Genomic DNA, 25,366 nt, shown 5'->3' on the forward strand with positions numbered 1-25,366 from the left:
AAGAACTGTGCAGGTGAAGTGCTTGGGGCGGAGCCGGTCACTTGTCTTCGGAGTTCAGCTGGGGTTTGCCGACGAGCGGTATGGTCCCTGTGGCCGTTCCTCCGGGGCAATCGGACTCGTTACATTTCCCGGCGCACTCATGCTTGGTGACGAGGTCGAACTGGACGCCGCCGTGTTGCTCGACACCGGTCCGGATGGCTCGTTCAACCACCGAGGTGGCAAGTCGCTTATGCAGCGACAGGGGATCGCGCCGCAGGTCCTTGGTCAGGGCGAAACAGAGCAGCAGCATGACGATCACGAACGGCAGCGCCGCCACGATGGTGACTCTTTGCAATCCGGACAGGGCTTCGGATGGTTCATCACCACCAGCCAGCAGCATGACCGCTGCAACAGCACCGGTGAGGCTTCCCCAGAAGATGACCACGGCACGGCGGGGGTGCTCAGCACCGTTGGAGCTGAGTGAGCCCATGACGATGGAGGCCGCGTCGGCACCGGTGATGAAGAAGATCGCCACGAGCACCATGGCCAGGACAATGACAGCGGCCGTGGCCCAGCCGGGCATTCCCAGGTTCTTGACGAGGTCGAAGAGTGCGCCGTCGAAGTTGACTGAAGGGACCCCGTTGGTCGTGGTCACCAGGCCGGGCGTACCGGCCTTGTCCGCTTCCTGCTGGACGTGGAATGCGGCTCCGCCGAAGATGCCGAACCAGATCACGCTGACAACGCTGGGGACCAGAAGCACGCCGGTAACGAATTGGCGGATGGTGCGGCCGCGGCTGATGCGCGCGATAAAGAGGCCAACGAAGGGCGTCCAGGAGATCCACCAGGCCCAGTAGAAGATGGTCCAGCTGGTCATCCAGCTGCGCAACGCGTCGTCGCCCACGGCTTCTGTCCTGGACGACATCTCCGCGAGGTCGCGGGCGTAGTCGCCGATGGCCGAGGGGATCAGGTTGAGGATGAACAGGGTGGGGCCGGCAACGAAGACGATGAGTGCAAGCACCACGGCCAGGACCATGTTGATGTTGGACAGCCACTGGATTCCGCGGCTGATGCCGGAAACCGCTGATGCTACGAAGCAGAACGTCAGGACGGCGACGATGACCACCAGCACGGGAGTGCCGATCTCACCCACCCAGCCGTTGGACGTCATGCCGCTGCCGATTTGCAGGGCGCCGAGGCCCAGGGAAGCAGCGGTTCCGAAGAGGGTGGCAAAGATGGCAAGGATGTTGATGAACTTTCCGATCGGCCCTTCGACCATCCGGATGCCGAACAGCGAAGTGAACGCTGCGGAGACCAGCTGTTTGCGGCCGAGGCGGTAGGTCCCGTAGGCCATGGCGATGCCAACCACTGCGTACATGGCCCACGGGTGGAGGGTCCAGTGGAAGATCGAGGTGGCCATGGCGGTCTGGATGGCGGCGGGCGTGCGGCCGTCCACGGTCCCTGGCGGGGGCGAGATGTAGTGGTAGAGAGGCTCAGCCACGCCGTAGAACATGAGGCCGATGCCCATGCCCGCGGCGAACATCATGGCCACCCAGGAGACGGTGCGGAATTCGGGCTTCTCGCCGTCCTTGCCCAGCGGGATGTTGCCGAATTTGCCCAGGGCCAGCCACAGGACAAAGACGACGAACAAGGAGGCGAGGACCATGAAGAGCCAGCCTGTGTATTCCATGACCCAGTTCAGGGCACCTTTGGATGTTTCCGAAAGGCTGTCGCGTCCGACAAAGCCCCAGACCACGAAGGCGACGGCGATGGCGCCCGTGATCCCGAAGGTGACTTTGTCGAGGGTAAGTTTCTGGTTCCGGCGGGCGGAGACGGCCTGCTCGGTCTTGGCGTTGCGCAGTTCCACCAGGATCTGATCGTATTCTTCAGAATCGGGGAGAGTCTCTGCGCCTCCATCCTCGTCGTTGAGGGCTGCCGGGTTTGTTGCATCGGGGGAGCTGCTGATGACTTCTTCAGGAAGCTCCACGTGGGCGGGTCGGGTTGCTGGACTGCCTGCCGGACGATCGTCGGCAGGCAACTCCTCAGGTGTTAACGGTTTTATGTCACTGTTTGTAGCCATGAGCGGGTCCTTTGCTCGGCGAGTCATGGGTTTTGCGTTGATGCACGGCCTTGGACTGTGCGTTCGGAGAAGGTTAGGAACGTTCCGCATGAATCAACAACATTCGCGCTAAGCAACAGAGTGCGCCCCGTCACACATCAAAGTCAAGGCTTTTCCCGTCTTTGACGGCCACTTGATATATCAATTGGCCTTGACGTGGGGTGTTGCCTATCATGATGACCGTTGCGCCAAGAGCGCCGCGGGGGAAGAGCTGGTTACGGGTCCGGACTAACGGGGCCTGTAGCCCATCCTGGCGCTGATACTCAGCCCGGCCTCGCGCAGTCCATCGATGAGGCCCGGCTGCTCTTCTGGCGAGAAACGGAACGCCGGACCGGAGATGCTCACGGCGGCAATGACACTGCCGGTGTGGTTGAAAATGGGCACAGCCACGGCGGTGAGGCCGATCTCAAACTCTTCGTGGACCGTGGCGTATCCGTTGCGGGCCACGTCCAGCAGTTGCTTCTCCAGCTCTCCGCGGTTCGTCACCGTGCGGGGCGTTCGTGCAGGCAGCCCAACCGCCTTGAAAACCTGGGTTCTTTCGTCTGCCGTCAGTGCTGCCAGGAGAACCTTGCCGCTCGACGTGGCATGCAACGGCGTCAGGCTCCCCACCCAGTCATAGGTGGCCAAAGTCGACGGTCCCATCGCCTGGTCCACGTTGACCGCATAGTTGGACCTCAGGACAGCCAGATTGACCGTCTCCTTGTACTCGTGAGCCAGGGCCTCCAGCACTTCCCGTGCCTCGTGGACAACACTCAGCCTGCCGGGAATGGATGACGCCAGGCGGAGGATGCCGAAGCCCAGCTGGTACTTGCCACGTTCGCTGTTTTGCCGGACGAGGTCGCGGCCAACCAGGGAGCCCACAAGCCGGGACACGGTGGATTTGTGGACGCCCATCTCCTCGGCGATTTCGCTCACTCCGGCGTCGCCTTCCCGGGCCAGGATTTCCAGGATCTGGAGGGCGCGGTCCACTGACTGGACGCCTCCGCCCTGGGCGTCCGCGTCCTTGTCGAAGTCCGGGTTGTTGCGTGCGGCCATGCTGCCTCGTGTCGTTGTCCAGGCAGGCGGCCCTAGGCCTGGTAGCCCTGAACGGCCTGCACCCTCGTCTTTCCTCATCCTAGACGGAGTTTTACACGGACTCTTTCACATCATGGGGCACTCGTAACTTATGCGCTGACGGCCACCTCCTGGACGTTGGCCCGAGAATCGATGAGTCGTTCCCTTCCTGCATAGACGTTCAGGCTGTGGCCACGGCTGAAGCCCACCAGGGTCAGGCCGGTCCCCACTGCAAGATCGGCCGCCAGGCTCGAGGGTGCGCTGACCGCTGACAAGACCGGTATTCCGGCCAGCGCGGCCTTCTGGACGAGTTCGAACGATGCCCTGCCGGAGACCTGCAGGACCAGGCCCGTCAGCGGCAACAGGTCCTGGCGGAGTGCCCACCCCACCACCTTGTCGACGGCGTTGTGGCGCCCCACGTCCTCGCGAAGGCACAGGAGCTCCGGCTCGGAACCATCCACCCTGAAGAGTCCCGCAGCATGGACACCGCCGGTCCTGTCGAAAACGGCCTGGGCCTCACGGAGGCGGTCCGGCAGCCCGGCCAGGAGATCAACGGGAACCCGCAGCCCATCCAGGGACGCGTCGTAGTGGATGGTCTTGCGCACGGCGTCGATCGAGTCGGTTCCGCAGATGCCGCACGAGCTGGACGTGTAGACGTGGCGTTTGGTGTCCGGCAGAGGCACGTCCGGGCGCAGCTGGGCGTCGACGACATTGAAGGTCTGTGTCCCGCCCTTTTCGCCGGCACAGAACCGCAGGGAGAGCAGTTCCGATGGGTTCCGGATGATCCCCTCGGACACCAGGAACCCGGCCACAAGATCGAAGTCGTCCCCGGGTGTCCGCATTGTCACTGCGAAGGAGGTCCCACCGATCCTGATTTCCAGTGGCTCCTCGGCAGCCAGGACGTCCTCTTTGTGACGAACAGGGTGCTCGCCGCCCGTCCCATCGAGTTGGAAACGGTGGATTTTCCTGCGCTGCGTCATGCGGGCCATACGGAGGGCCTTCCTGGCTGGTTCTGGCCCGGGTTACCGATGGGCGCTGTCCACGGCAGGGGCAGCACGGGAACCGGCTCGCCGGCCACTGCTCCTTCCGGAGGCACCGCCATATACGCGTCGGCCCACGCGAGCCCGCGCATCATCCCGGGACCAGCGTGGGCGGCCGGGAACACCAGCCCGTGGATGAGCCGGCAGGGTATGAGGCGCGTCTTTCCCTGAACGGGTTCTATGTCGGCGCCGGAAAGCAGCGGAGTGGCCTCCTGGAAGGGGCGGTTTCCCAGGGCGGCGAGCAGGGGTTCGCCCAGGGTCATGAGGGCCAGCATGGCTGCCAGCGGATTGCCCGGCAGCCCGATGATGAAGTGACCGTCCGGCAGTTCGGCCATGACGGCGGGATGTCCGGGGCGCATGGCTACCCCGTCCAGCAGGAGCCGCCCGCCGAGCGCCGCAACGGCGGCACGGAAGTGGTCTGTACCGGATTTTCCGGTGCCTCCGGTGGTGATCGTCACCTCGGGACGCCGCCCGTCACCGGCGCCGTCCAGTGCCGCCAGCCACTCTCCGTACCAGTCGCCGATCCGTAGCTGCCCGTCCGGCACTCCGCCCAATTGCGGGATGACGGCATTGAGCTGCGGACCAAAAGCATCGCGCACCTGTCCGGGCGCGGGGTCACCTGAGGTGACCACTTCAGAACCGGTCATGACGACGGCGACCCTCGGCTTGCGCTGTACCTGCAGCTGATCGTGGCCGGCCACCGCGGCCAGGGCAAGGTGTGCCGGATTGAGGAGGGTGCCGGCGGGTATGAGGATGTCGCCTGCGGTGGCTTCTTCGCCGGCCGGGCGGATGTGGCGGCCGGGAAGTGTTTCGCCCGGTTTCACCTCCGGCCCCAAGGTGAGGTGCCCGTCGTCGGACAGCTGTCCGCTTTCCTTGCGGAGCACGGTGGTGGCTCCGGCAGGAATGAGGCCTCCGGTGGCAATGACACTGGCTTCTCCGGCAGAAAGGCGCCGCCCGGGCCCGGTGAGTGCCCAGGGTCCTTCACCGCTGATGGCCCAGCCGTCCATGGCTGATGACGCGTAATGGGGAAGGTCCTGCCGGGCAACAACATCGCGGGCCAAAGTGCAGCCGATCGCCGCGTCGAGGCTTGTTGGTGCGGAGGGGAGGGGAGCTGCGCAGTGGTACGCCAGTTGCCGGGCTTCGGCCCACGTCATGGCATGGTTCCGCTGGAGGCCGGCTGTTAACTCCTCTTGTGCAAGCATGGGTGTCCGTTTCCTGGGTGGTGCTTCCGGTGTGGAAGGCACCGGGGAATGCACGGCCTTCCCGTAATTACTGCCGCGCAGTCCCCGGTAGCTGTTGTCAGGCCTTCACGTAGCCGTTGGGGTTCAGTACGAACTTGGTTGCGGCTCCGGCGTCGAATTCGGCGTAGCCGCGGGGCGCGTCTTCGAGCGGGATGGCCTGGGCGTTGACCGCCTTGGCGATCTGGACCTTGTCGTGGAGGATTGCCATCATCAACTGGCGGTTGTACTTCATCACGGGGCATTGACCGGTGGTGAAGGACAAGGACTTGGCCCAGCCTGTCCCCAACGACAGGGAGAGCGAACCGTGCTTGGCGGCGTCGTCGATTCCGCCCGGATCGCCGGTCACGTAGAGGCCCGGGATGCCCAGGGCACCGCCGGCCGCGGTGATGTCCATGAGTGAGTTCAGCACGGTGGCCGGGGCTTCGTGCGAGGCGTCCTTTCCGTGTCCCCGGGCTTCGAAGCCCACAGCGTCAACGCCGCAGTCCACTTCGGGAACGCCCAGGATCTGCTCGATCTGGTCCTTGGGATCGCCTTGGGAGACGTTGACGGTTTCGCAGCCGAAGGATCGGGCCTGGGCGAGGCGGTCCTCGTTCATGTCGCCCACAATCACGACGGCGGCCCCCAGCAGTTGGGCGCCGACCGCGGCAGCGATGCCCACGGGGCCGGCACCGGCAACGTACACGGTGGAACCGACGCCGACACCGGCTGTGACTGCGCCGTGGAAGCCGGTGGGGAAAATGTCCGAGAGCATGGTCAGGTCCATGATCTTCTCCAGGGCCTGGTCGCGGTCCGGGAAGCGCAGGAGGTTCCAATCCGCGTACGGGACCAGGACATACTCCGCCTGTCCGCCGACCCAGCCTCCCATGTCCACGTAGCCGTAGGCGCTGCCGGGGCGGTCGGGGTTGACGTTGAGGCAGATGCCGGTCTTCTGTTCCTTGCAGTTCCGGCAGCGGCCACAGGAGATGTTGAACGGTACCGAGACGATGTCACCTACCTTGATGAATTCGACGTCGGGTCCCACCTCCACCACTTCACCGGTGATTTCGTGGCCAAGGACAAGGTTCTGCGGTGCGGTGGTGCGTCCGCGGACCATGTGCTGGTCCGAACCGCAGATGTTGGTGGTCACTGTCCGCAGGATGGCCCCATGCGGGACCTTCCTGCCGACGTTGGCCGGGTTGACGCCCGGTCCGTCCTTGAGTTCAAACGTTGGGTAGTCGGTGTCGATGATTTCGACGACACCGGGTTCCTTGTAGGCGACTGCTCTGTTTCCTGACATGGTTACTCCCTGTTCCTTGCTGTTGTTGAACTGAGCTGTCCAACGGTCCGAAAGCGGTGCTTCGATGAGGAATACCTCCCCAGGTTTCAGGCCACCGAAGCACCATTCACGGACAGTTGGACATATCGATAAACGGACAAATGGACAGTTGTGGTGCGGCTAGGCCTTTTCCAGCCGGATGATCACGGACTTCGAGGTCGGGGTGCCGCTGGTGTCGGCGACGGAATCCAGCGGCACCAGGACGTTGGTTTCGGGGTAGTACGCGGCGGCGCAGCCTTTCGGCGTCGAATAGGAAACGATGCGGAAGTTTTCGGCCCGTCGCTCTGTCCCGTGGAACTCTGAGACCAGGTGGACCATGTCCCCATCGGCAAAGCCGAGCTCGCTGATGTCCCCTGCGTTGATCAGCACCACCCGACGCCCGCCGTGGATGCCGCGGTACCGGTCGTCCTTGCCGTAAATGGTGGTGTTGTACTGGTCGTGGGAGCGCAGGGTTTGGAGGACCAGCTTGCCCGGCGGGACTTTGATGAACTCCAGTTCATTGCCCGTGAAGTGCGCTTTCCCGGAGGCCGTGTCGAACTTCCTGGCGTCGCGGGGCGGGTGGGGCAGCACGAAGCCGCCGGGATGCTGGATCCGGGCTTCGAAGTCTTCGAAACCGTCGAAGACCGCCTCGATGTGTTTCCTGATCAGGGTGTAGTCGTCCCTCATGGCGAGCCAGGAAGCCCTGGGGGTGTTGGGCAAGCGTTGGTACCCGTCGGTGAAAAGCTTGTCCGCGAGGTTGCAGACGATCGCGACTTCGGAGTGGAGGTGCTCGCTTGCAGGCTTCAGGCGGCCACGTGAGGCGTGGACGGCACTCATGGAATCTTCCACCGTGACCCGCTGGTCGCCGGTTCGCTGGGTGTCCTTTTCGGTGCGGCCGAGGGTCGGCAGGATCAGTGCCCGCCGGCCGGTGGACAGGTGCGAGTGGTTCAGCTTGGTGGAGATCTGGACGGTCAACCGGGTGTTGGCCAAGGCGTGCTCGGTGACCTCCGAGTCGGGGGCGGCCCGCACGAAATTGCCGCCCATTCCCATGAAGAAACGGACTTTCCCGTCCCGCATGGCACGGATGGCCGCAACAGTGTCATAGCCGTGGTCCCGGGGCGAACGGAATTCGAATTCCTGGTCCAGTCGGTCGTGGAATGCTTCCGGCATCTTCTCGAAGATGCCCATGGTGCGGTCGCCCTGGACATTCGAGTGGCCACGCACAGGGCAGACGCCGGCGCCGGGCTTGCCGATGTTTCCTTGGAGCAGCAGGACGTTCACAACGTCGCGGAGCGTGGGCACGGAGTGCTTGTGCTGCGTGAGGCCCATGGCCCAGCAGACAATGGTGGCGCTGGAAGCCAGAAGCCGTTCACCGGTGGCGTGGATCTGTTGCAGGGTGAGCCCCGTTGCCTCCACGATGTCATCCCATTCCACCTTCTCCAGGAAACGGAGATAGTCGTCGATGCCCACGGTGTGGTCATTGATGAACGCATGGTCAAGAACGGTTTCCAGACCCGGGGTCTTGCGGCCCTCGGCTTCGGCTTCCAGGAGGTATTTACCCAGGCCCTGGAAGAGAGCCTGGTCGCCACCGGCACGGATCTGCAGGAAATCGTCCGTCAGCTGCGTTCCTTGGATCATTCCTGCCACATGCTGCGGGTTTTCGAAGTGCAGGAGTCCGGCTTCGGGAAGCGGATTGACGGACACGATGACCGCACCGTTCTTCTTGGCCTTCTCCAGCGCACTGAGCATGCGAGGGTGGTTGGTTCCGGGATTTTGCCCGGCGACGAAGATCAGGGACGCCGTCTCCAGATCGGTGAGGCTGACGGAGCCTTTACCGATACCGATCGTTTCCACCAAGGCGGAACCGGAGGATTCGTGGCACATGTTGGAACAGTCGGGCAGGTTGTTCGTGCCGATTCCGCGGACCAGGAGCTGATACACGAAAGCTGCTTCGTTGGACGTCCGGCCCGAGGTGTAGAACACCGCTTGGTCCGGGTTTTCCAGCTCCCTGAGTTCCCGCGCCATCAGCTCGTAAGCGTCGTCCCACTCGATCGGGGTGTAGTGGGTGGCTCCTTCTTCAAGGACCATGGGATGCGTCAGGCGCCCCTGTTGGCCCAGCCAGTAGTCGTCGCGGGTCTTCAGTTCTTCCACTGAGTACTTGGCGAAGAATTCGGGAGTGACGCGCCGGCGGGTGGCTTCCTCAGCAACGGCTTTGGCGCCGTTCTCGCAGAACTCCGCCGCGTTCCGCTTTTCATGTTCGGGCCAGGCACAGCCCATGCAGTCGAAACCGTCCAGCTGGTTTACGGCGAGCAGGGTCTGGACGCTGCGCACCGGACCCATCTGTTCCAGCGAGATTTTCAACGCGTTGGCGACGGCCGGGATGCCCACCGCCTTGGTTTTGGGTTTGGTGACGGTCAGCTTTGACTCATCAATGTTTCCGTCGGGGGCTTTGGTAGCCATGAGGTTTCCCTTCAGATCCGGGCGGAGGAGGTGGCGGTGGCCAAGTGGGCCGGCTCCTGCTGCCGTGCGGCTTCAACCGTGTGCAGGAGCAACAGGGCTGTGGTGACTGAGCCTACGCCGCCGGGCACCGGGGTCAACCCGGCCGCGATACCGGTGACGCTCGCCTCGTCAACGTCCCCCACCAGTGAGCCGTCGGGCAGGACGTTGGTTCCGACGTCGACCACTACCGTCTCCGGTGAGATGTGGCTGCCTTTAAGCAGGCCCGTCCTTCCAGCGGCAACAACCACGACGTCGGCCGGCCGGGTATAGCGCTCCAGCGGCCCCGACCTGGAATGGCAGATGGTGACAGTCGCGTCCCGCTCCAGGAGGAGCAAGGCCAGCGGCTTGCCCACTACTGCGGAACGTCCGACGACGACCACGTTGCGTCCCGCGACGGGCACGTCGAAGTGGTCCAGCAGTTCCACCACGGCTTGCGCTGTTGCGGGGGCGAAGGCGGGTTGGCCTACAGCCAAGCGGCCGAGGCTGAGGGGATTGGCGCCGTCGATGTCCTTTTCCGGGGCGATGAGGCCCACCAGCGAATCAGCCTTTACGCCCACCGGCAACGGCGTCTGCAGGATGATTCCGTTGACCGAAGGTTCAGTGCTGAGATCCCCGAGGACGCTTGCCAGTACCTGCTCGGTGGCCTCGGGTCCCAGGTCCACGATCCTGCAACCGATGCCCAGCCGTTCGGCTGCACGTTCGATGGAGCGGACGTACCAAAGCGTCGACTCGTCATCGGTGGCAACCACCACGGCCAGGACGGGATGGCGCCCGCTGTTCTCCAGGGCGCGGACTTCTTCCCCGGCGCGCTGTTGAATGAGGGTTGCCAGTTGCTTGCCGGAAAGCACTTGGGTGTTCACGAGAGGATCCTTTCGCGGACGCGCTTGACCAGGGAATCGGCTGCGAGGACCACTTTGTCCTCAAGTCCGTCCGTCTGCCCCGCCAGGCGGCTGCGGGCGGCGCTGTCCTTGATGGCCACGACATTGATGTCGATGTTCACGCGCGCTGTCGTGGCGGCAGCGCGGGCGGCATCTGCAGCCGCGGCGACATCGCTGATGACGTTGGGGTTTGCCGCATCCAGGAGATCGGTGGCGAGGCTGACGACCTCGCCGGCGACCCGGATGAGTTGCGCGGGAGTTTGGGCTGCCTGGACCAGGGCATCCTGGATGGCTGCGCTGCGGGCACTCTTGAGTTCGTCCGTGTCCGACGGGAGTTTGTAGGAGTCAATGACGGTCTGGAAGGCGTGCTCATCGGCGTCGGCCAGGCGCAAGGCTTCCACTATCAGGTGGTCGGCGGCGCTGGTGATCCGGGCTACGAGCGCGGCATGCTGCTCAAACTTCGCGCCTGTGGTGTACCGGGCCACCATGGCAACCAACGCGGCTCCTTGTGCCGCGTGCAGCGCAGCGGCAGCACCGCCGCCCGGTGTGGGCTGGCGGGAGGCCAGCCTGGAGAGGTAATCATTGATGGTTTCAGAGCTGATCATGTGCCGTCCTGGCTGAACTGGGTAAGACGCTGAACTGGATGTGAAGGCCGGAAACAGCGGCCCGGACCCCGGTCTGTCGGGAGAGGGGAAGGGCCCGGGCCGCATGTCCTGGCTGCGGGTCGTTGACGGACCCGCAGTGTGCGGGGTCAGCCGCGGAGCCGGCTCATCGTGGGGTCGTACAGCGGATCCTCGGTGACCGTTGCCTGGATGCGGCGGCCGAAGTACTCGATCTCTACGGAGTCTCCCAGCGAGACCGCTGCCGGCAGGTAGGCGTACGCGATCGGCTTGCGGACCGAGTAACCGTAGGCGGCGCTGGTGACATAACCCACCGCCTGGTCCTTATAAAACACCGGTTCCTTGCCCAGCACCAGGCTCCTGCCGTCGTCGACCGTCAAGCAGCGCAGGCGGCGGGCCGAGCTTTCCTCGCTGCGTCCTTCCAGGGCGGCCTTGCCGACGAAGTTCTCTTTGGTCATCTTCACGGCGAAACCGAGGCCGGCTTCGTAGGGGTCGTGTTCGGTGGTCATGTCCGTGCCCCAGGAGCGGTAGCCCTTTTCGAGGCGCAGCGAGCTGAAGGCAGCGCGACCGGCTGCGATGACGCCGAACGGCTGGCCGGCCTTCCACAGGGCATCCCAGAGGCGCTGGCCGTTGTCTGCGCTGGTGTAGAGCTCCCAACCGAGTTCGCCGACGTAGGACAAGCGCATCGCGGTCACCGTGACCCCGCCGATGGTGACCTTCTTGGCGCGGAAGTACTTCAGGCCATCGTTGCTGAAGTCGTCGTTGCTGATGGTGCTGATGAGGTCGCGGGCAAGAGGGCCCCACAAGCCGATGCAGCAGGTGCCGCCGGTGGTGTCGCGGACCTGGACCCAGTCGCCTGCGCTGCCGTTTTCGGTCTGGTGGCGGGCCGCGCGCTCAAAGTAGGCGGTGTCGATGTTGCCGTTGGCGCCCAGCTGGAAGGTGTCTTCGCTCAGGCGTGCCACCGTGATGTCGCTTCGGATTCCGCCGGCTTCGTCCAGGAGCAGGGTGTAGGTAACGGCACCGGGCTTCTTGGCGAGATCGCCGGTGGTCAGTTCCTGCAGGAGCTTCAAGGCGCCGGGGCCGGAAACTTCCAGGCGCTTCAGCGGCGTCATGTCGTACATGGCAACTGCCGTGCGGGTCTTCCACGCCTCCGCCGCAGCGATGGGGGAGCTGAACATCCCGGACCAGGCGTCGCGGGCCGGCGGCTGCCACTCGTCCGGCATTTCCTTCAGCAACTCGGCGTTCGCTTCGAACCAGTAGGGGCGTTCCCAACCGGCACCTTCCAGGAAGTAGCCGCCCAGCTGCTTGTGGCGGGCGTGGAAGGGGCTGACGCGAAGGTTGCGGGGGGACAGCTTGGGCTGGAGCGGGTGCAGGACGTCGTAGATCTCCACGAAGTTCTGCTGGGACGTTTCGCTGACATACTCGGGCGTCAGCTGGACCTCTTCGAAGCGGTGGATGTCGCAGTCGCCAAGGTCGATCTTCGACTTTCCGTCCACCAGCAGCTCTGCCACGGCGCGGGCGATGCCGGCGGAGTGGGTAACCCACACGGCCTCGGCTACGAAGAAGCCATCCACTTCCTTGGACTCGCCCACCAGGGAGCCGCCGTCCGGGGTGAAGGAGAAGATCCCGTTGAAGCCGTCCTCGATCTCGCTTTCACGCAGTGCCGGGAGGATCTGCTTGGTAGCTTCCCACGCGGGAAGGAAGTCTTCCAGGGTGAAGTCCAGGCGGGAAGGCATGTTGTGTTCGCTGATGCTGCTGGGCTCGTAGCTGCCCAGTTCGTCCAGGTCCACGGGCATGGGGCGGTGCGCGTAGGAGCCGATGCCGTAGCGTTCGCCGTGCTCGCGGTAGTAAAGGTCCTGGTCCTGGTGGCGCAGGATGGGCAGCTGTGCGCCGTTGGGCAGTTCGTTCTTGCCCTTCTGTGCAGGGACCGGTGTGGTCTTGACGTACTGGTGGGCCAGCGGCAGGAGCGGGACGGACATCCCGATCAGCTCGCCTACCTTGGCGCCCCAGAAGCCGGCGCAGGAAACCACGATGTCCGCGGGGATCACGCCGTCGGCGGTCTCGACGCCGGTGACGCGGCGGTTGGACTGCTCGATCCCGGTCACCTCGGTGTTGCCGATGTACTTGACGCCGGCGGCCTCGGTGCGCTTGATGAGCAGCTGGACCGCGCGGGCGGCCAGGGCCAGGCCATCCGTGGGAACGTGCAGGCCTCCGAGGATGTCTTCCTCGTTGATGAGGGGGTACAGCGCCTTGCACTCTTCGCGGGAGAGGATCTTGCCGTCGATGCCCCACGACTGCGCGTAACCCAGCTTGCGCTTGAGGTCCGCCAAGCGGGTTTCCGTGGTGGCTACTTCAAGGCCGCCCACCTGGTTGAAGCAGCTTTGGCCGTCCTCGGTCAGCGAGAGGAGCTTTTCCACCGTGTACTTGGCGAACAACGCCATGGACTTTGAAGGGTTGGTCTGGAACACCAGTCCCGGTGCATGCGAGGTGGAACCGCCGGGCATGTTCAGGGGGCCCTGGTCCAGGACGGTGATGTTGTTCCAGCCACGGGTGACCAGTTCGTCGGCGAGATTGGTGCCGACGATCCCGGCTCCGATGATGACAATGCGAGGCGTGGATGCCATGAAAATTCTCCTGCGGAAGTTCGTGTGGGGCGGGCTTGAACGGGCTGGTTAGCGGAAGACGACCGTGCTGGTCCGGTCCAGGAGGACGCGGTGTTCGCAGTGCCAGCGGACGGCACGGGAAAGTGCCAGTGCTTCTGCGTCCTGGCCCACAGTGGAAAGCGCGTTGGGGCCGTAGCTGTGGTCCACGCGGATGACTTCCTGCTCGATGATCGGGCCCTCGTCCAGGTCGGCGGTGACGTAGTGGGCGGTAGCACCCACCTGCTTCACGCCGCGGTCGTAGGCCTGGTGGTAGGGGCGGGCACCCTTGAAGCCGGGGAGGAAGGAATGGTGGATGTTGATCGCGCGTCCTTCCAGCTTGCGGCACAGGTCGTTCGAAAGGACCTGCATGTAGCGGGCCAGGACCACGAGGTCGGCCTTGTATTCGTCCACAAGTTCCAGGAGCTTTTGCTCCGCCTCGGCCTTGGTGTCCGGGGTTACGGGGATGTGGATGAAGGGCAGCCCGGCTGCCTCGGCCATGGCGCGGTGGGTCTCATGGTTGGAGACGACGGCGACGAGCTCGCCGCCGAGGCTGCCTCCGCGCCAGCGGAAGATGAGGTCGTTGAGGCAGTGGCCAAACTTGGAGACCATCACCAGGACGCGTTGCTTGGTCTGGTCGTGGAAGCTGAATTTCATATCGAAGCGGTCCGCGATGGAACGGAACTCATCCTCCAGCTGATCCGGTGAGTAAGTCTGGCCGCCGGAGAAGGCAGTGCGCAGGTGCAATGTCTGGCGCAGGCTGTCATCGAACTGCTGGTGCTCTTCGATGTTGAAGCCGCGCTCGAAGAGGAAAGTGGTGACTGCCTGCACGATGCCCGGCTGTTCGACGCACGACAGTGTGAGTACGAACTTCTGCGCCTGCTCGTCCTTGAGCTGGCCGCGTTCTGCCGGAAGGGTGCTGAGGTGTGAGTCTGAAGCCACGAGGGTCATGTGTCCTCCTTAGGTGTGTGCCTAGATATATTCCTGAAATACAAACTGATATATTAGGATTGGAAATCAGCGTATACTGGTGTCCGGGGCAGGTCAATAGATTTCCCGGTTTTGAAGAAGGAGCTCACGCTGTGGCTACTGGAACTCTCGCAAGCATTGGCGACGCCACCAGGAAATCACTGGCCGACGTGGCCTACGAACGGCTGCGCGACCGCTTGTTGATGCTTGAAATCAAGCCAGGGGACATCCTTAATGACGAACAGCTCGCCAAGGAGCTGGAAGTGGGGCGGACTCCCGTCCGTGAAGCTTTGAAACGGCTGGAGCTGGATCGGCTGGTGATTACCTACCCCCGGCGCGGAACGTTCGCCACCCGTGTGGAGGTAACCGACCTCGCCTTCATCTCCGAAATCCGCGCCCAGCTTGAACCGCTTGCCGCGGCCCGCGCAGCGCGGGTGGCTTCAGCTGCCACCAGGGAACATCTGCGGAACGTGATGCGGGCCGTGGAGGACTTCGATGTCAGCGCGGCGTCCGTGGTGGAAACCCTGCGTCTTGACGCGAGCGTGCATCAGGGCATCTATTCGGCTGCAGCGAATCCGCACCTGGAGGACGTGCTGATCCGCTATGACAATCTGGCCACGCGGATCTGGTGCATGGTACTTGACAGGCTTCCGGACCTCGAGCACCACGTGCGCGAGCACCTGGATCTTCTGCGGGCTGTGATTGACGGCAACGAAGAAGAGGCCGCCGAACTCGCCCGCGTCCATGTCAGCGGATTTGAGCAGGCTGTTCGTCAGGCGCTGTTCGCCGCCTAAGGGCGTCTGCCGCCAAAGTGGTTGACTCGGCGACGGGTCACTTGCATACTGGACTTCTTACTAATATATCACTCGGATATTAGGCGCGGCCTACCTGGCCCATCCTGGTCCTGTGCTCGTGATGCAATCACGGCCCCCACGTCCCTGGAGTACCACGTGACTACACGACACCCTCTTTTCGAACACATTCCGCTCACGGGCAGCAGCCGCGTTAAGCGGGGCATGGCTGAGATGCTCAAGGGCGGCGTCATCATGGACGTCGTTAATGTCGAGCAGGCCCGCATCGCCGAGGATGCCGGTGCGGTCGCCGTGATGGCGCTTGAGCGTGTCCCGGCTGATATCCGCGCCCAGGGTGGCGTGTCCCGCATGTCGGATCCGGACATGATCGATCAGATCATCGCTGCCGTGTCCATCCCGGTGATGGCCAAGGCCCGTATCGGCCACTTCGTCGAAGCCCAGGTCCTGCAGTCCCTCGGTGTTGACTACACCGATGAGTCCGAGGTCCTGACCCCGGCGGACTACATCAACCACATCGACAAGTGGAACTTCACTGTTCCGTTCGTGTGTGGTGCCACCAACCTTGGTGAGGCTTTGCGCCGTATCAACGAGGGCGCGGCGATGATCCGGTCCAAGGGCGAAGCCGGTACCGGGGATGTTTCCAACGCCACCGGTCACATGCGCAAGATCCGTTCGGAGATCGCCAAGCTCGCCGCCCTGCCCGAGGATGAGCTGTATGTTGCGGCCAAGGAGCTGCAGGCCCCGTACGAGCTGGTCAAGGAAATCGCTGCCACGGGCAAGCTTCCGGTGGTGTTGTTCACTGCCGGTGGCATCGCGACCCCGGCTGATGCTGCGATGATGATGCAGCTCGGCGCCGATGGGGTGTTCGTCGGTTCGGGTATCTTCAAGTCCGGCAACCCGGCAGAGCGTGCGGCCGCCGTCGTGAACGCTACTGCCTACTACGACGATCCTGACGTTATTGCCAAAGTCTCCCGCGGCCTGGGCGAAGCGATGGTCGGCATCAACGTCGACGAAATCCCGCAGCCCCACCGCCTCGCAGAACGCGGCTGGTAGGCCGGGGTGCTGGACGTGAGGCCGGTGAGGACGGCGGACGGCCGGGGACTGCGGATGGATTGGGCCAAGCTGACCGGCCACACCGTGGAGGTTTGGCTTTTCGAAGACCACGTCATGACGGGCGTGGTGGAGCAGGCGGCGGATGACGACTCCGTCTTGTGGATCGCGGCGGCGGGAGCCGACACCCGGCGGCTCTTTGACAAGTCCACCGGCTACCAGGTCTGGGCTTAGCCGGAGCGCTGTTGCCGGCCGGGCCGGTTTTGTTGCCGTGGGGCTCAGAGGTCGTCTTCGGGCCGCGCCGCCAGAATCCGTTTGGCGCTGGCCTGCAGGATGCCCAGTGACTCCTGGATCAGGGGCGAGGCGATGCTGCCCCTGCGGACCGCTGCGACAATGCGGCGCGCAGGTTTCCCCTTGCCCGTAATGCGCAGCCGCACCACGTTCTCCGCGCTGTGCAGTGGCGCCAGCCGGGGCAGCAGGCCTACGCCAAGCCCGGCCCCTACGAACGCGATCTGGGTCTCCCATTCAACTGCCTCATGCGCGATCCGCGGCGTCACTCCCACTGCCGTAAATGCTGCGGTGAACAAGGAATGGTAGGTGGACCCCGCTGCCTCCGTGATCCACGGCTCCGACGCCAGTTCCTCGAGCGTCACCGTCTGCCGTGAAGCCAGGGGATGGTCCGCGGGAATGATGACGTCCAGTGGATCGTCCAGCAGGACCGTCTGCTCGAAGCGGGGATCGTCCTCGCCGTAGGTGTCGGACTGCATGGCCACAATGACGGCGAGGTCGATGCGTTCTGCCACAAGCAGGTCGAAGCAACGTGATGGATTTGCCTCCAGCACCTGCACCTCCAGCAGGGGCCGCGTGGAGCGCAGCGTTGCGGCCAGTGGCGCGAGAAGCTGCGCGGCCGCCGTCGAGAATCCGCCCAGGCCGAAATGTGACTGCACCTGGTCGCCGGCCTCCATTGCCGCGGCTCTCAGGCTCTCCCATTCGGCGATAAGGCTGTCCGAACCCGCCACGAGGAAGCGTCCTGTGGCGGTCAGCCGCACGCCCCGGCCGTCCTTGGTCAGCAGTTGCATGCCGAGGACGCGCTGGAGCTCGCGCAGCTGCGCCGAGACGGCGGAAGGGGAATATCCCGTGAGCTCGGCCGTCGCCCCCACGGTGCCACATCGGGCAAACACCCGAAGTGTTATCAGCCTCTGATCGATCATGGACCAATCATGCACCCATTGCGCATGGTTATCTCCTAAATATTGCGCTTTTGTTGCAGTGCATTCGTCCCTAATCTCGTACTACGAAGACTTCGATAACGCCGCTTGCGACGATGCACCCGCGGCCCCCAAGATCCCCCAACTTACCCAGCCTCCCGGGAGGAAACCCATGACTGCTCAAGTGAACGTGCCCCTGAATTCACGCGGAAAACTCGCCTCAACATTGCCTGCCGAGCAGCTGGCCGAGATCAGTGCCCTGTTCGAGTTCCGGCGCACCGGCTACTCCTTGGACGCCCCCTTCTACACCGATCCCACGATCTTCAAGATCGACATGGAAGCCATCTTCGGTGCGCACTGGATCTTTGCCGGAAGCGTCGCCGAACTGCCGGAACCGGGTGACTACATCACGGTGGACTACGGCCCGTACTCCCTGATCGTCCTGCGCAACGACGACGGCGACGTCAACGTCCTGCACAACGTCTGCCGCCACCGCGGTGCCCGGGTGCTGACCGAAGCCGCAGGCTCCACCGGAAACCTGGTGTGCGGCTACCACTCCTGGACCTACTCGCCCGAGGGCAACCTGATCCACGCCTCGGCACCGGGGGAGACGAAGTTCGACAAGAACTGCTTCGCCCTCAAGCGCGCCCACAGCCGTGTCGTCGCGGGGCTCATTTTCGTCTGCATCGCGAGCGAGCCGCCGGCCGACTTCGATGAAACCTCCAAGATCTTCGAGCCCTACCTCGCGCCCCACGATCTGGCGAAGACAAAAATCGCCTACCAGCAGAACATCATCGAAGAGGGCAACTGGAAGCTCGTCATGGAGAACAACCGTGAGTGCTACCACTGCGATGGGCACCCGGAACTCGCCTGCTCGCTCTTTCCCACGTGGGGACTCACCGAGGGCCTGATTCCGGCCCACCTTGAGGAAGTCTGGGACCGCAACAAGGAAGCCCAGTCCTCCCTCGAGGAGCGCTGCCGCCGCTATGGCCTCCCCTACGAGGTAGTGGAGGAACTCGACACGCGCATCGCCGGCATCCGCATCTCTCGCGAATCCCTGGACGGTGAAGGCGAATCGTTCTCGCCCGACGGGCGCAGGCTTTCCAAGAAGCTCCTGGGCGATCTGCGCGACTTCCGCCTCGGCCGCTGCTCCATGCACCTGCAGCCCAACAGCTGGTTCCACTTCCAGAGCGACCACGTCATCACGTTCGGCGTCTTCCCCATCAACGAACACCAGTCGCTGGTCCGCACCACCTGGCTGGTGGCTGACGACGCCGTGGAAGGCGTCGACTACGACCTGGAAAAACTCACCTACACCTGGAAGCAGACGAACCTGCAGGACAAGGCGTTCGTTGAGCTGTGCCAGACGGGTGCCGGCAGCCCCGCCTACGAGCCCGGCCCCTACATGAAGAGCGAATACCAGGTGGAGGCATTCATCAACTGGTACGTCCAGCGCGTGCAGGAGCACTTGGCATGATTGAACTCCTCACTGAAACGGCAATCCGGGAGCCGCAGCGCATCCGGGGTCTTGAGATGCCGTGGAACCGGGTGATGGGCAGCAGCGAGGCACCCGCGCGTGCCGCACGCGCCCTGGGTCCCTGGCATCCGCAGGAGTTCATGGCCGAATGTGTTGAGACTGTTCCCGAGGCCGGCGGAATGATGACCTTCGTCTTCCGCCGTTGCGACGGGGCGCCCCTGGCGTTCCGTGCCGGCCAGTATGTCAACATCGCTTTTCCGGTAAACGGCGAGGACCAGGACCCGGTGGACCGCAGCTACTCGCTGTCCAGTTCGCCCACGGAGCCCTGGACCTTCAACATCACTGTCAAGAGCGATCCCACAGGCCTTGTGTCGCCATGGGTTCATGAGAACGTCAAGCCCGGCACTGTGCTGGACATGCTCGGACCGGTGGGGGCTTTCCACCTGCCAGACGCCGACCGGCGCGCCAGGTACCTCCTGTTGGCCGCCGGTGCCGGGATCACCCCCATCATGTCGATGGTGCGGACCATCCACTCCCTGCCCGGCCATGCCGACGTCGTGGTGCTGTACCACGGAGCGGAGGCCGGCGGCTTCGCGTTCCACCGGGAGCTGGCATACATCGCCTCCGTGGACTCACGCGTGAAGGTCTTCTACTCCCTGGGCGACCGCAGCAAACCGGAAGGATGGGAAGGGTTCAGCGGACGGCTCACAGCGGCCATGCTCGAAGAGGTGGCCCCTGACGCCAACGGCAGGCAGGTCTATGCCTGCGGCCCGGAAGGCTACCTGAACACGGCCACTGAGCTGCTGAAAAAGGTAGGCGTTGACGACACCTCCATTTACATGGAGTTCTTCACCGGTGACCGCCAGACCCTCCTCGAATACCAGGCAGAGCTCGCGCTCGCGGCAGATATTGCGGAGGAAATCGCCGAGGAAATCGCCGATTCCGCCGAGGACTACTACGAAAGCCAGCCGGCAGCGTTCGGGCTCTACGAGCCGGGTTACGACGCGGACGGGACTTTGGAAGCCACGGGCCTCCCGCTGGAAACCTCCGAACCGGACGCCTCAGGTCAGCAAGCTTCCGACGGCGGTCCAAGCCAAGCGCCCGAGGCTGCAACGCCTGATGCCTCGAGCTTCGAGACCGTAGGAACGGGAAGCCTCACCCTGTCCTTCCTGCGCACCGGCGTCAATGTCCGCATTGACCCCGATGAGCACATCCTGGGCGTGGCCCAGCGGGCCGGTGTCAGGATCGGTGCCAACTGCAAAGAGGGCATGTGCGGTTCCTGCAAGGTGGTCAAGCTTTCCGGCGAGGTGGAAATGAACCACCAGGGCGGAATCCGCTCGCGGGAAATCGACGCCGGCAAGTTCCTGCCCTGCTGCTCCACGGCGCGCACCGATATGGTGATCGACGCCTAGCTGTTACCGGAGTCCCGCACTGTGGGCCAGCGCAATGGCCTCAGTGCGGGACCGGACGTCCAGCTTCCGGAACAGGTTCCGCAGATGGAATTTGACCGTGTTTTCACTGATGTTCAGCTCTGCGGCGATGGCCCGGTTGCGTTGCCCGGCGGCCAATGCCTGAAGAACTTCCAATTCCCTGGTGGCCAGGCCCCACGCCGCGACATCCCCCACGGGCGCTGCCGGCGGGTCCAAGGGAAGCGCCACTGAGATGTCTGCTCCCCACCCGTGCATGACGTCGACGCTCATTTTGCCGTCAAGGGCCTGCACCTTCTGTCGAAGCCGTTCCATGTTCGGGGCATCCGGGGACAGTTCCCCGCGTCCGTCATCCCTGACATTGATCAGCAGGCTTTCCCCGTCGCAGTCCCATTGGGCGCGTACGCGGTGCACATCGGGTTGCTCGGCGATCGCCAGGACCAGGCCCCGGACGACGGCCCTGGCAGCGTGGGCTACCTCTCCGGGCAGGGCACGTCCGTTGGCGGGTGGCTCGATGAACTGGATGTCGATGTTGCTGAAGTGCATCAATGGACGGAGGTCCTCCCGGAGCCTTTGGAAGGCGGTGCTCACAGGTTCTTCCACGAGATCGCTGGTGCGGTCGTTCAGGGTCCTGAGGCCGATCAGTGCCTTGACGGCGAGGTCGGTCACGGAGACCCGGGCCGCGTGATCGTCCAAGGAGTTGGACCGCAGTGCGGCCAGCAGGGTTTCGAGGGTAGTGGAGTGCTGGTCCACCAGCTCCGCGGTTACGCGGATCCGTTCAGCTGATGCTGCCCGGGACTCCAAAAGATACGACGGCGGCGCGTCACTGACCTTCTCCTGGATACGGGCCGCTGTGAGTCCCCAAAGGTAGGAGGCGAGGCGCAGTGGTTCATCGTCTTCCGGCAACTCCGGGTCGGTGAGGACCAGGAGGGCGTTGCTGGGCGGGTAGGTGAAGGCCAGAATGTCGCGCTCCTGCCCCGCAATCCACGCTCGCGTCCGCCACGGCCCTTTCGCCTCCATGGATGCCCGGATCCCATCAAGCTCGGGGATGGAAACGCGGCTGACAATGCCCTCGGCACCAGCCTTTTTCTGGGGCCGGCCCGTGCATTCTTCCGTGAAAATCACCAAGGCGCTGGAGGGGACCAACGGCGAGAGGGCCGTCCGCAGGCTCTCCGCGATACGCGCGAGGGGCGCTTGGGCGATGTCTTCAATGGCTTTGAGGAGCTGCCAGGGCACGGACGGTTGCTGGGGCATATCCCAAGCGTAGACGAGCAGCTACCTTCTTACCTACCCGAAAGGGTGGCCAAGACTGTCCTTTTTCGGCGTTTCAGTCACCCCTGCCAGCCGGAAGAATAGTTACAAGGTCGGAAGGCCGCTATCAACCACCCACGAACGGAGTGAACCGTGAACGTCTTTGCGGACACCGCGACAGCCACAGCTGAAGACGTAGCCGGCAACGCCTCCCTGATCCTCGCAGAGCTTGGGGGCATTGCTTCCGAACTGGACTACGGCCAGGTTGCCCGCCTTGCAGAGGAAGTTGGCGCAGCGGAGCGCGTCTTCCTGGCCGGAGCCGGCCGGAGCGGGCTGGTGCTCCGCATGGCCGCGATGCGCTTGATGCATCTGGGCCTGACGGTCCACGTAGCCGGCGACACCACAACACCGGCCATCACTGCCGGCGATTTGTTGCTGGTGGCATCCGGTTCCGGGACCACCTCCGGCGTGGTCAAAGCAGCCCAGACAGCACTGTCCGCTGGGGCGCGGGTGGCAGCAGTAACCACCAACCCCTCGTCCGCTGTTGCGGGCTTCGCCGACGCGCTGGTGGTCATTCCCGCCGCGCGGAAGACAGACCACGGCTCCGACCTGTCCCGGCAATACTCGGGCAGCCTCTTTGAACAATCCCTTTTCCTGGTGACGGAGTCGGTTTTCCAAACTCTGTGGGAAGCCACTGCAGAGCCCGCCGAGAAGCTCTGGCTGCGTCACGCAAACCTCGAATAGACCGCAAACCCGTCCTCCAAAGCCACCCCAAACAGAAGAAAGCGATACACCATGAAACTGCAAGTCGCCCTTGACCTCCTCACCATCGAAGATGCCCTGGAACTCGCCGGCAAAGTTGCCGAGCACGTGGACATCATCGAGCTCGGTACTCCGCTGATCAAGGCTGAGGGTCTCGCCGCCGTGACGGCCATCAAGGAAGCCCACCCCAACAAGATCGTGTTTGCCGACATGAAGACCATGGACGCCGGTGAACTCGAAGCGGACATCGCTTTCAAGGCGGGTGCCGATCTTGTGTCCGTCCTGGGAACTGCGGATGACTCCACCATCGCCGGTGCCGTCAAGGCCGCTCAGTCCCACAACAAGGGCATCGTGGTGGATCTCATTGGCGTGGCCGACAAGGTCTCCCGCGCCAAGCAAGCCCGTTCCCTCGGAGCCAGGTTCATCGAATTCCACGCGGGCCTCGACGAGCAGGCACAGCCGGGCTATGACCTGCGCGGACTCCTCAATGCCGGAGAAGAAGCCCGCGTGCCGTTCTCCGTGGCCGGAGGCGTCAACGCATCCACCATTGCGGCCGTGCAGTTGGCAGGTGCCGACGTAGCAGTGGCCGGAAGCGCCATCTACAGTGCCGCTGATCCTGAACTGGCTGCGAAGGAACTCAAAGCAGCCATCCAGTAACAGGCTTCCGTGCCTAGGTTTTGTCGGGAGTCCGGTGGTGCGCCCGCTCAACAAGTTCCGACATCCACGGCCGTTGCCCGTGATGGACCGTGAGGCCGTCGGGGATGCCCTGAACCGTCGCTTCCGTGCCGGAAGCGTCAATGGTGATCCGCCCGCCGCCCATGGGCGCATTGCGGATGTGCAGGTCCCCGAACGACGGCGGCAGCACCGGATCCAGCCAGATGCCGCCCAAGGAGATGTGCGTGTCGTAGCGCAACAGGCTCATGACCAGGTGGATGGGCGTCGTGGCGGCCCACGCCTGGGGTGAGCAAGCCGTGGGATAAGGGACGGGTTCCCGGAATTGCGTGCGGTCGAATCCGCAGAAGAGTTCGGGCAATCGGTCGCCAGAGATCTCGGCGGCTTCAAGCATTGCGGTTGCTATCCGTTGGGCTTCCTCCACGAAGCCATAGCGGAGGAGTCCGGACACGATCAGCGCATTGTCATGGGGCCACACGGAGCCGTTGTGATAGCTGGCCGGGTTGTAGGCGCCCATGTTCCTGGCCAGCGTCCGGACACCCCATCCACTGAACATTTCGGGGGACATCAGCCGCTCCACCACCGCAGGGGCCTTGTCTTCGTCAATCAGACCAAACCACAGGCAATGGCCCATGTTGGAAGCACAAGCGTCCACGGGCCGCTTGTTGCGGTCCAGCGCCACAGCGTAGTAGCCCTTGTCCGGCATCCAGAACTGTTCGTTGAACCGCTTCTTCAGGTCCTCGGCACGTTCCCGCAGGCTTTCCGCCAAGGTGAGGTCGCCGTCGTCGTACGCCATCCAGGCGCGCGCCACATAGGCCCCGTGCACATACGCCTGGACCTCGCACAGCGCCAGGGGCGGTTCAGCGAGGGTGCCGTCCGCAAAATTGATGCCGTCCCAGGAGTCTTTCCAGCCCTGGTTGATGAGTCCGTGCTCGTTGGGCCGCCCGTACTCCACGAAACCGTCGCCGTCACGGTCGCCGTAGGTCCGGATCCATTCCAAGGCGCGGTCCGCGTGGGGGAGCAGGCCCGAGATCGCGTCTTTGCCGAAACCCCAGCGGCTCACCGAGCCAAGGACCACCACAAACAGCGGGGTGGCGTCCACGCTTCCGTAATAAGCGGACTTTCCGCCCAACGCCAGGCCGCCGGAGACGCCCAGCCGGACCTCATGCAGGATCTTCCCGGGTTCTTCTTCGGTGGCGGGATCCACCACCGTGCCCTGGCGGTCGGCCAGCGTTCGCAGGGTGCCCAGGGCCAGGGAGGGGTCCACGGGAAGGGCCATTTCGGACGCCCACAGGGAATCCCGGCCGAACAGCGTCATGAACCACGGGGCGCCGGCGGCCACCACCACCCTTTCGGGGTGGTCCGGATCCTGGATGCGGAGCGCCCCAAGGTCCTCGTAGCTGCGGCGGAGGGTGTCTTCGATTGACCGGTTGCTGAGCTGCACAACGGGGATCCGGGCTACCCAATCCTGCCTGCGCTGATCGCTGGGTGAGAGCCCGACCGGATCCTGGTGGGTGAAAGCGGCCCCGGCACTTGGTTGCTTTGGCACCACGCTGGCCCGCGTACTCCAGCTCCCGAACGCGGGAATTTTGGCCGTGAAACCCAATGCCCTGGCACCTGCACCGGCGCCGTCGGCCCGTATCAGGACGCTTTTCCGAATGTCCTCCCATTTTCCGCGGATTTCCAGGGAATCACCATCCGGCAGGTGGGTTTCGGTCCATTGCCGCGTGATCCGTGCTTCCTTGACTTCGAAAAGATCAGCGAAATCCGATTCGGCAGAAAGCAGGATGCGGCATTGTGTTGCCTGGTTTGAATAATTCCGAACGGTGATTTCTTCGCGGATTCCGTTTCCTACCTCCCGAAGCCGCTCCACCAACAAGGGGCTGTCGGCGTACCCATCCGGGCGGGGAACCCTGCCGACGAATGACGCCCGGTACGGTTCCCTGGTTTCTGCTGCCAAGGGTTCGATGACTTGTCCGTTGACAGTGAGCTCCCATTTGGAGAGGATCCGGGTGTCCAGATGGAAGACGCCCTGGGGCAATTCGGGGTGGATGTCTCCGTTGGCGGAGGAGATGCAGAAGGATGAGCCTTCCACCAGGGTCACGGTCCCGGCACCAAGGGGTCCAGCTGCTGTATCAGCGTTCCATCCAGCCACGAGACGCTCCTTATCGATCCGCTTGAGCTGCAGCCGATGCCGCCTGTCCGGCCGCTTGTGGAGATGAAGTCGACGCTACGCCGACGGAAGGATCGGCGCCAGATCCCGGCCGCTCTCCACACCCTCTATATGACTTCCCGGCGCAAGGAGGTGCCGGCCCGTCATCCAGAGTTAATCTCATTTCCTCGTCCGGGAAACCAGAAGGGGTCTATAGTGAGAGAACA

At 63.9% G+C, this 25,366-nt stretch carries 20 protein-coding genes; 7 read left to right on the top strand and 13 right to left on the bottom strand.

Annotation, left to right across the window (positions count from 1 at the left end; all coding sequences use genetic code 11):
* Positions 1-37: 37 nt before the first annotated feature.
* The 10 genes from HMI60_RS06305 to purU all read right to left on the bottom strand — a co-directional run bounded on the left by HMI60_RS06305 (position 38) and on the right by purU (position 14,310).
* Positions 38-2,056: a BCCT family transporter gene (locus HMI60_RS06305; RefSeq protein ID WP_227453667.1), complete on the bottom strand. Its 2,019-nt coding sequence runs from the start codon at positions 2,054-2,056 to the stop codon at positions 38-40.
* A gap of 267 nt (positions 2,057-2,323) precedes the next feature.
* Positions 2,324-3,130 (bottom strand): IclR family transcriptional regulator, encoded by an 807-nt coding sequence (locus tag HMI60_RS06310; protein ID WP_018779506.1) that lies wholly within the window; start codon positions 3,128-3,130, stop codon positions 2,324-2,326.
* A gap of 128 nt (positions 3,131-3,258) precedes the next feature.
* Positions 3,259-4,137 (bottom strand): formate dehydrogenase accessory sulfurtransferase FdhD, encoded by an 879-nt coding sequence (gene fdhD / locus HMI60_RS06315; RefSeq protein ID WP_193590765.1) that lies wholly within the window; start codon positions 4,135-4,137, stop codon positions 3,259-3,261.
* Positions 4,125-5,390, bottom strand: coding sequence for a molybdopterin molybdotransferase MoeA (locus tag HMI60_RS06320; RefSeq protein WP_193590766.1), 1,266 nt, complete (start codon positions 5,388-5,390; stop codon positions 4,125-4,127). Before HMI60_RS06320 ends, fdhD begins: the two co-directional genes overlap by 13 nt.
* A 97-nt stretch (positions 5,391-5,487) precedes the next feature.
* Complete coding sequence (fdhA, locus tag HMI60_RS06325; RefSeq protein ID WP_018779503.1) at positions 5,488-6,705, bottom strand: formaldehyde dehydrogenase, glutathione-independent; 1,218 nt, start codon at positions 6,703-6,705, stop codon at positions 5,488-5,490.
* A gap of 159 nt (positions 6,706-6,864) precedes the next feature.
* A complete protein-coding gene (locus HMI60_RS06330) occupies positions 6,865-9,183 on the bottom strand; it encodes an FdhF/YdeP family oxidoreductase (RefSeq protein WP_193590767.1) in 2,319 nt (772 codons plus the stop codon).
* Between the two features lie 11 nt (positions 9,184-9,194).
* Positions 9,195-10,082 carry a bifunctional 5,10-methylenetetrahydrofolate dehydrogenase/5,10-methenyltetrahydrofolate cyclohydrolase gene (locus tag HMI60_RS06335; protein ID WP_193590768.1) on the bottom strand — a complete coding sequence of 296 codons (888 nt, stop codon included), beginning with the start codon at positions 10,080-10,082 and terminating at the stop codon, positions 9,195-9,197.
* Positions 10,079-10,705 (bottom strand): cyclodeaminase/cyclohydrolase family protein, encoded by a 627-nt coding sequence (locus HMI60_RS06340; RefSeq protein ID WP_018779500.1) that lies wholly within the window; start codon positions 10,703-10,705, stop codon positions 10,079-10,081. Before HMI60_RS06340 ends, HMI60_RS06335 begins: the two co-directional genes overlap by 4 nt.
* Before the next feature lie 146 nt (positions 10,706-10,851).
* Complete coding sequence (locus tag HMI60_RS06345) at positions 10,852-13,344, bottom strand: FAD-dependent oxidoreductase (RefSeq protein WP_193590769.1); 2,493 nt, start codon at positions 13,342-13,344, stop codon at positions 10,852-10,854.
* Positions 13,345-13,392: 48 nt separating this feature from the next.
* Positions 13,393-14,310 carry a formyltetrahydrofolate deformylase gene (gene purU / locus HMI60_RS06350; protein WP_039239422.1) on the bottom strand — a complete coding sequence of 306 codons (918 nt, stop codon included), beginning with the start codon at positions 14,308-14,310 and terminating at the stop codon, positions 13,393-13,395.
* A 131-nt stretch (positions 14,311-14,441) separates the two neighbouring features.
* Here purU and HMI60_RS06355 point away from each other — a divergent pair, with 131 nt between their 5' ends.
* The 3 genes from HMI60_RS06355 to HMI60_RS06365 all read left to right on the top strand — a co-directional run bounded on the left by HMI60_RS06355 (position 14,442) and on the right by HMI60_RS06365 (position 16,424).
* Positions 14,442-15,122, top strand: a complete 681-nt coding sequence (locus tag HMI60_RS06355) for a GntR family transcriptional regulator (RefSeq protein ID WP_055973833.1) — start codon at positions 14,442-14,444, stop codon at positions 15,120-15,122.
* 156 nt (positions 15,123-15,278) lie between these two features.
* A complete protein-coding gene (gene pdxS / locus HMI60_RS06360; protein WP_193590770.1) occupies positions 15,279-16,193 on the top strand; it encodes a pyridoxal 5'-phosphate synthase lyase subunit PdxS in 915 nt (304 codons plus the stop codon).
* Between the two features lie 15 nt (positions 16,194-16,208).
* Entirely contained in the window at positions 16,209-16,424 is a 216-nt protein-coding gene (locus HMI60_RS06365; RefSeq protein WP_227453668.1) for a hypothetical protein, read from the top strand.
* Between the two features lie 44 nt (positions 16,425-16,468).
* Here HMI60_RS06365 and HMI60_RS06370 read toward each other — a convergent pair whose 3' ends face one another.
* The gene (locus HMI60_RS06370; protein ID WP_039239424.1) at positions 16,469-17,401 is read right to left on the bottom strand and encodes a LysR family transcriptional regulator; all 933 of its coding nucleotides are present in this window, start codon (positions 17,399-17,401) and stop codon (positions 16,469-16,471) included.
* 169 nt (positions 17,402-17,570) lie between these two features.
* On the opposite strand from HMI60_RS06370, the gene HMI60_RS06375 reads away from it, so the two are divergent.
* Positions 17,571-18,875, top strand: coding sequence for an SRPBCC family protein (locus HMI60_RS06375; protein WP_018779493.1), 1,305 nt, complete (start codon positions 17,571-17,573; stop codon positions 18,873-18,875).
* On the top strand, positions 18,872-20,287 hold the full coding sequence (locus HMI60_RS06380; RefSeq protein WP_064723499.1) for a ferredoxin reductase: 1,416 nt from the start codon (positions 18,872-18,874) through the stop codon (positions 20,285-20,287). The genes HMI60_RS06375 and HMI60_RS06380 overlap by 4 nt, the downstream gene beginning before the upstream one ends.
* A 3-nt stretch (positions 20,288-20,290) precedes the next feature.
* On the opposite strand, the gene HMI60_RS06385 is transcribed toward HMI60_RS06380, so the two are convergent.
* On the bottom strand, positions 20,291-21,556 hold the full coding sequence (locus HMI60_RS06385) for a helix-turn-helix transcriptional regulator (protein ID WP_193590771.1): 1,266 nt from the start codon (positions 21,554-21,556) through the stop codon (positions 20,291-20,293).
* A 150-nt stretch (positions 21,557-21,706) separates the two neighbouring features.
* Between HMI60_RS06385 and hxlB the strand changes: the two genes are divergently transcribed.
* Positions 21,707-22,297, top strand: a complete 591-nt coding sequence (gene hxlB, locus HMI60_RS06390; RefSeq protein ID WP_193590772.1) for a 6-phospho-3-hexuloisomerase — start codon at positions 21,707-21,709, stop codon at positions 22,295-22,297.
* 51 nt (positions 22,298-22,348) lie between these two features.
* Entirely contained in the window at positions 22,349-22,972 is a 624-nt protein-coding gene (gene hxlA / locus HMI60_RS06395; protein WP_018779489.1) for a 3-hexulose-6-phosphate synthase, read from the top strand.
* A 13-nt stretch (positions 22,973-22,985) separates the two neighbouring features.
* Here the strand turns inward: hxlA and HMI60_RS06400 are convergent, their stop codons facing one another.
* Positions 22,986-25,142: a glycogen debranching N-terminal domain-containing protein gene (locus tag HMI60_RS06400; protein ID WP_018779488.1), complete on the bottom strand. Its 2,157-nt coding sequence runs from the start codon at positions 25,140-25,142 to the stop codon at positions 22,986-22,988.
* Positions 25,143-25,366: the final 224 nt, after the last annotated feature.

It is taken from the genome of Paenarthrobacter sp. YJN-D, from assembly GCF_015040335.1.
Classification (GTDB): domain Bacteria; phylum Actinomycetota; class Actinomycetes; order Actinomycetales; family Micrococcaceae; genus Arthrobacter; species Arthrobacter nicotinovorans.

Bases quoted from the DNA above. Each gene is read 5' to 3' on its own strand.
- hxlA (WP_018779489.1), top strand. From the start codon at position 22,349: ATGAAACTGCAAGTCGCCCTTGACCTCCTCACCATCGAAGATGCCCTG.
- purU (WP_039239422.1), bottom strand. From the start codon at position 14,310: ATGACCCTCGTGGCTTCAGACTCACACCTCAGCACCCTTCCGGCAGAA.
- HMI60_RS06345 (WP_193590769.1), bottom strand. From the start codon at position 13,344: ATGGCATCCACGCCTCGCATTGTCATCATCGGAGCCGGGATCGTCGGC.
- HMI60_RS06305 (WP_227453667.1), bottom strand. From the start codon at position 2,056: ATGGCTACAAACAGTGACATAAAACCGTTAACACCTGAGGAGTTGCCT.
- HMI60_RS06370 (WP_039239424.1), bottom strand. From the start codon at position 17,401: ATGATCGATCAGAGGCTGATAACACTTCGGGTGTTTGCCCGATGTGGC.
- fdhA (WP_018779503.1), bottom strand. From the start codon at position 6,705: ATGTCAGGAAACAGAGCAGTCGCCTACAAGGAACCCGGTGTCGTCGAA.
- HMI60_RS06380 (WP_064723499.1), top strand. From the start codon at position 18,872: ATGATTGAACTCCTCACTGAAACGGCAATCCGGGAGCCGCAGCGCATC.
- HMI60_RS06385 (WP_193590771.1), bottom strand. From the start codon at position 21,556: ATGCCCCAGCAACCGTCCGTGCCCTGGCAGCTCCTCAAAGCCATTGAA.
- HMI60_RS06330 (WP_193590767.1), bottom strand. From the start codon at position 9,183: ATGGCTACCAAAGCCCCCGACGGAAACATTGATGAGTCAAAGCTGACC.
- HMI60_RS06340 (WP_018779500.1), bottom strand. From the start codon at position 10,705: ATGATCAGCTCTGAAACCATCAATGATTACCTCTCCAGGCTGGCCTCC.
- HMI60_RS06320 (WP_193590766.1), bottom strand. From the start codon at position 5,390: ATGCTTGCACAAGAGGAGTTAACAGCCGGCCTCCAGCGGAACCATGCC.
- fdhD (WP_193590765.1), bottom strand. From the start codon at position 4,137: ATGGCCCGCATGACGCAGCGCAGGAAAATCCACCGTTTCCAACTCGAT.
- HMI60_RS06310 (WP_018779506.1), bottom strand. From the start codon at position 3,130: ATGGCCGCACGCAACAACCCGGACTTCGACAAGGACGCGGACGCCCAG.
- HMI60_RS06375 (WP_018779493.1), top strand. From the start codon at position 17,571: ATGACTGCTCAAGTGAACGTGCCCCTGAATTCACGCGGAAAACTCGCC.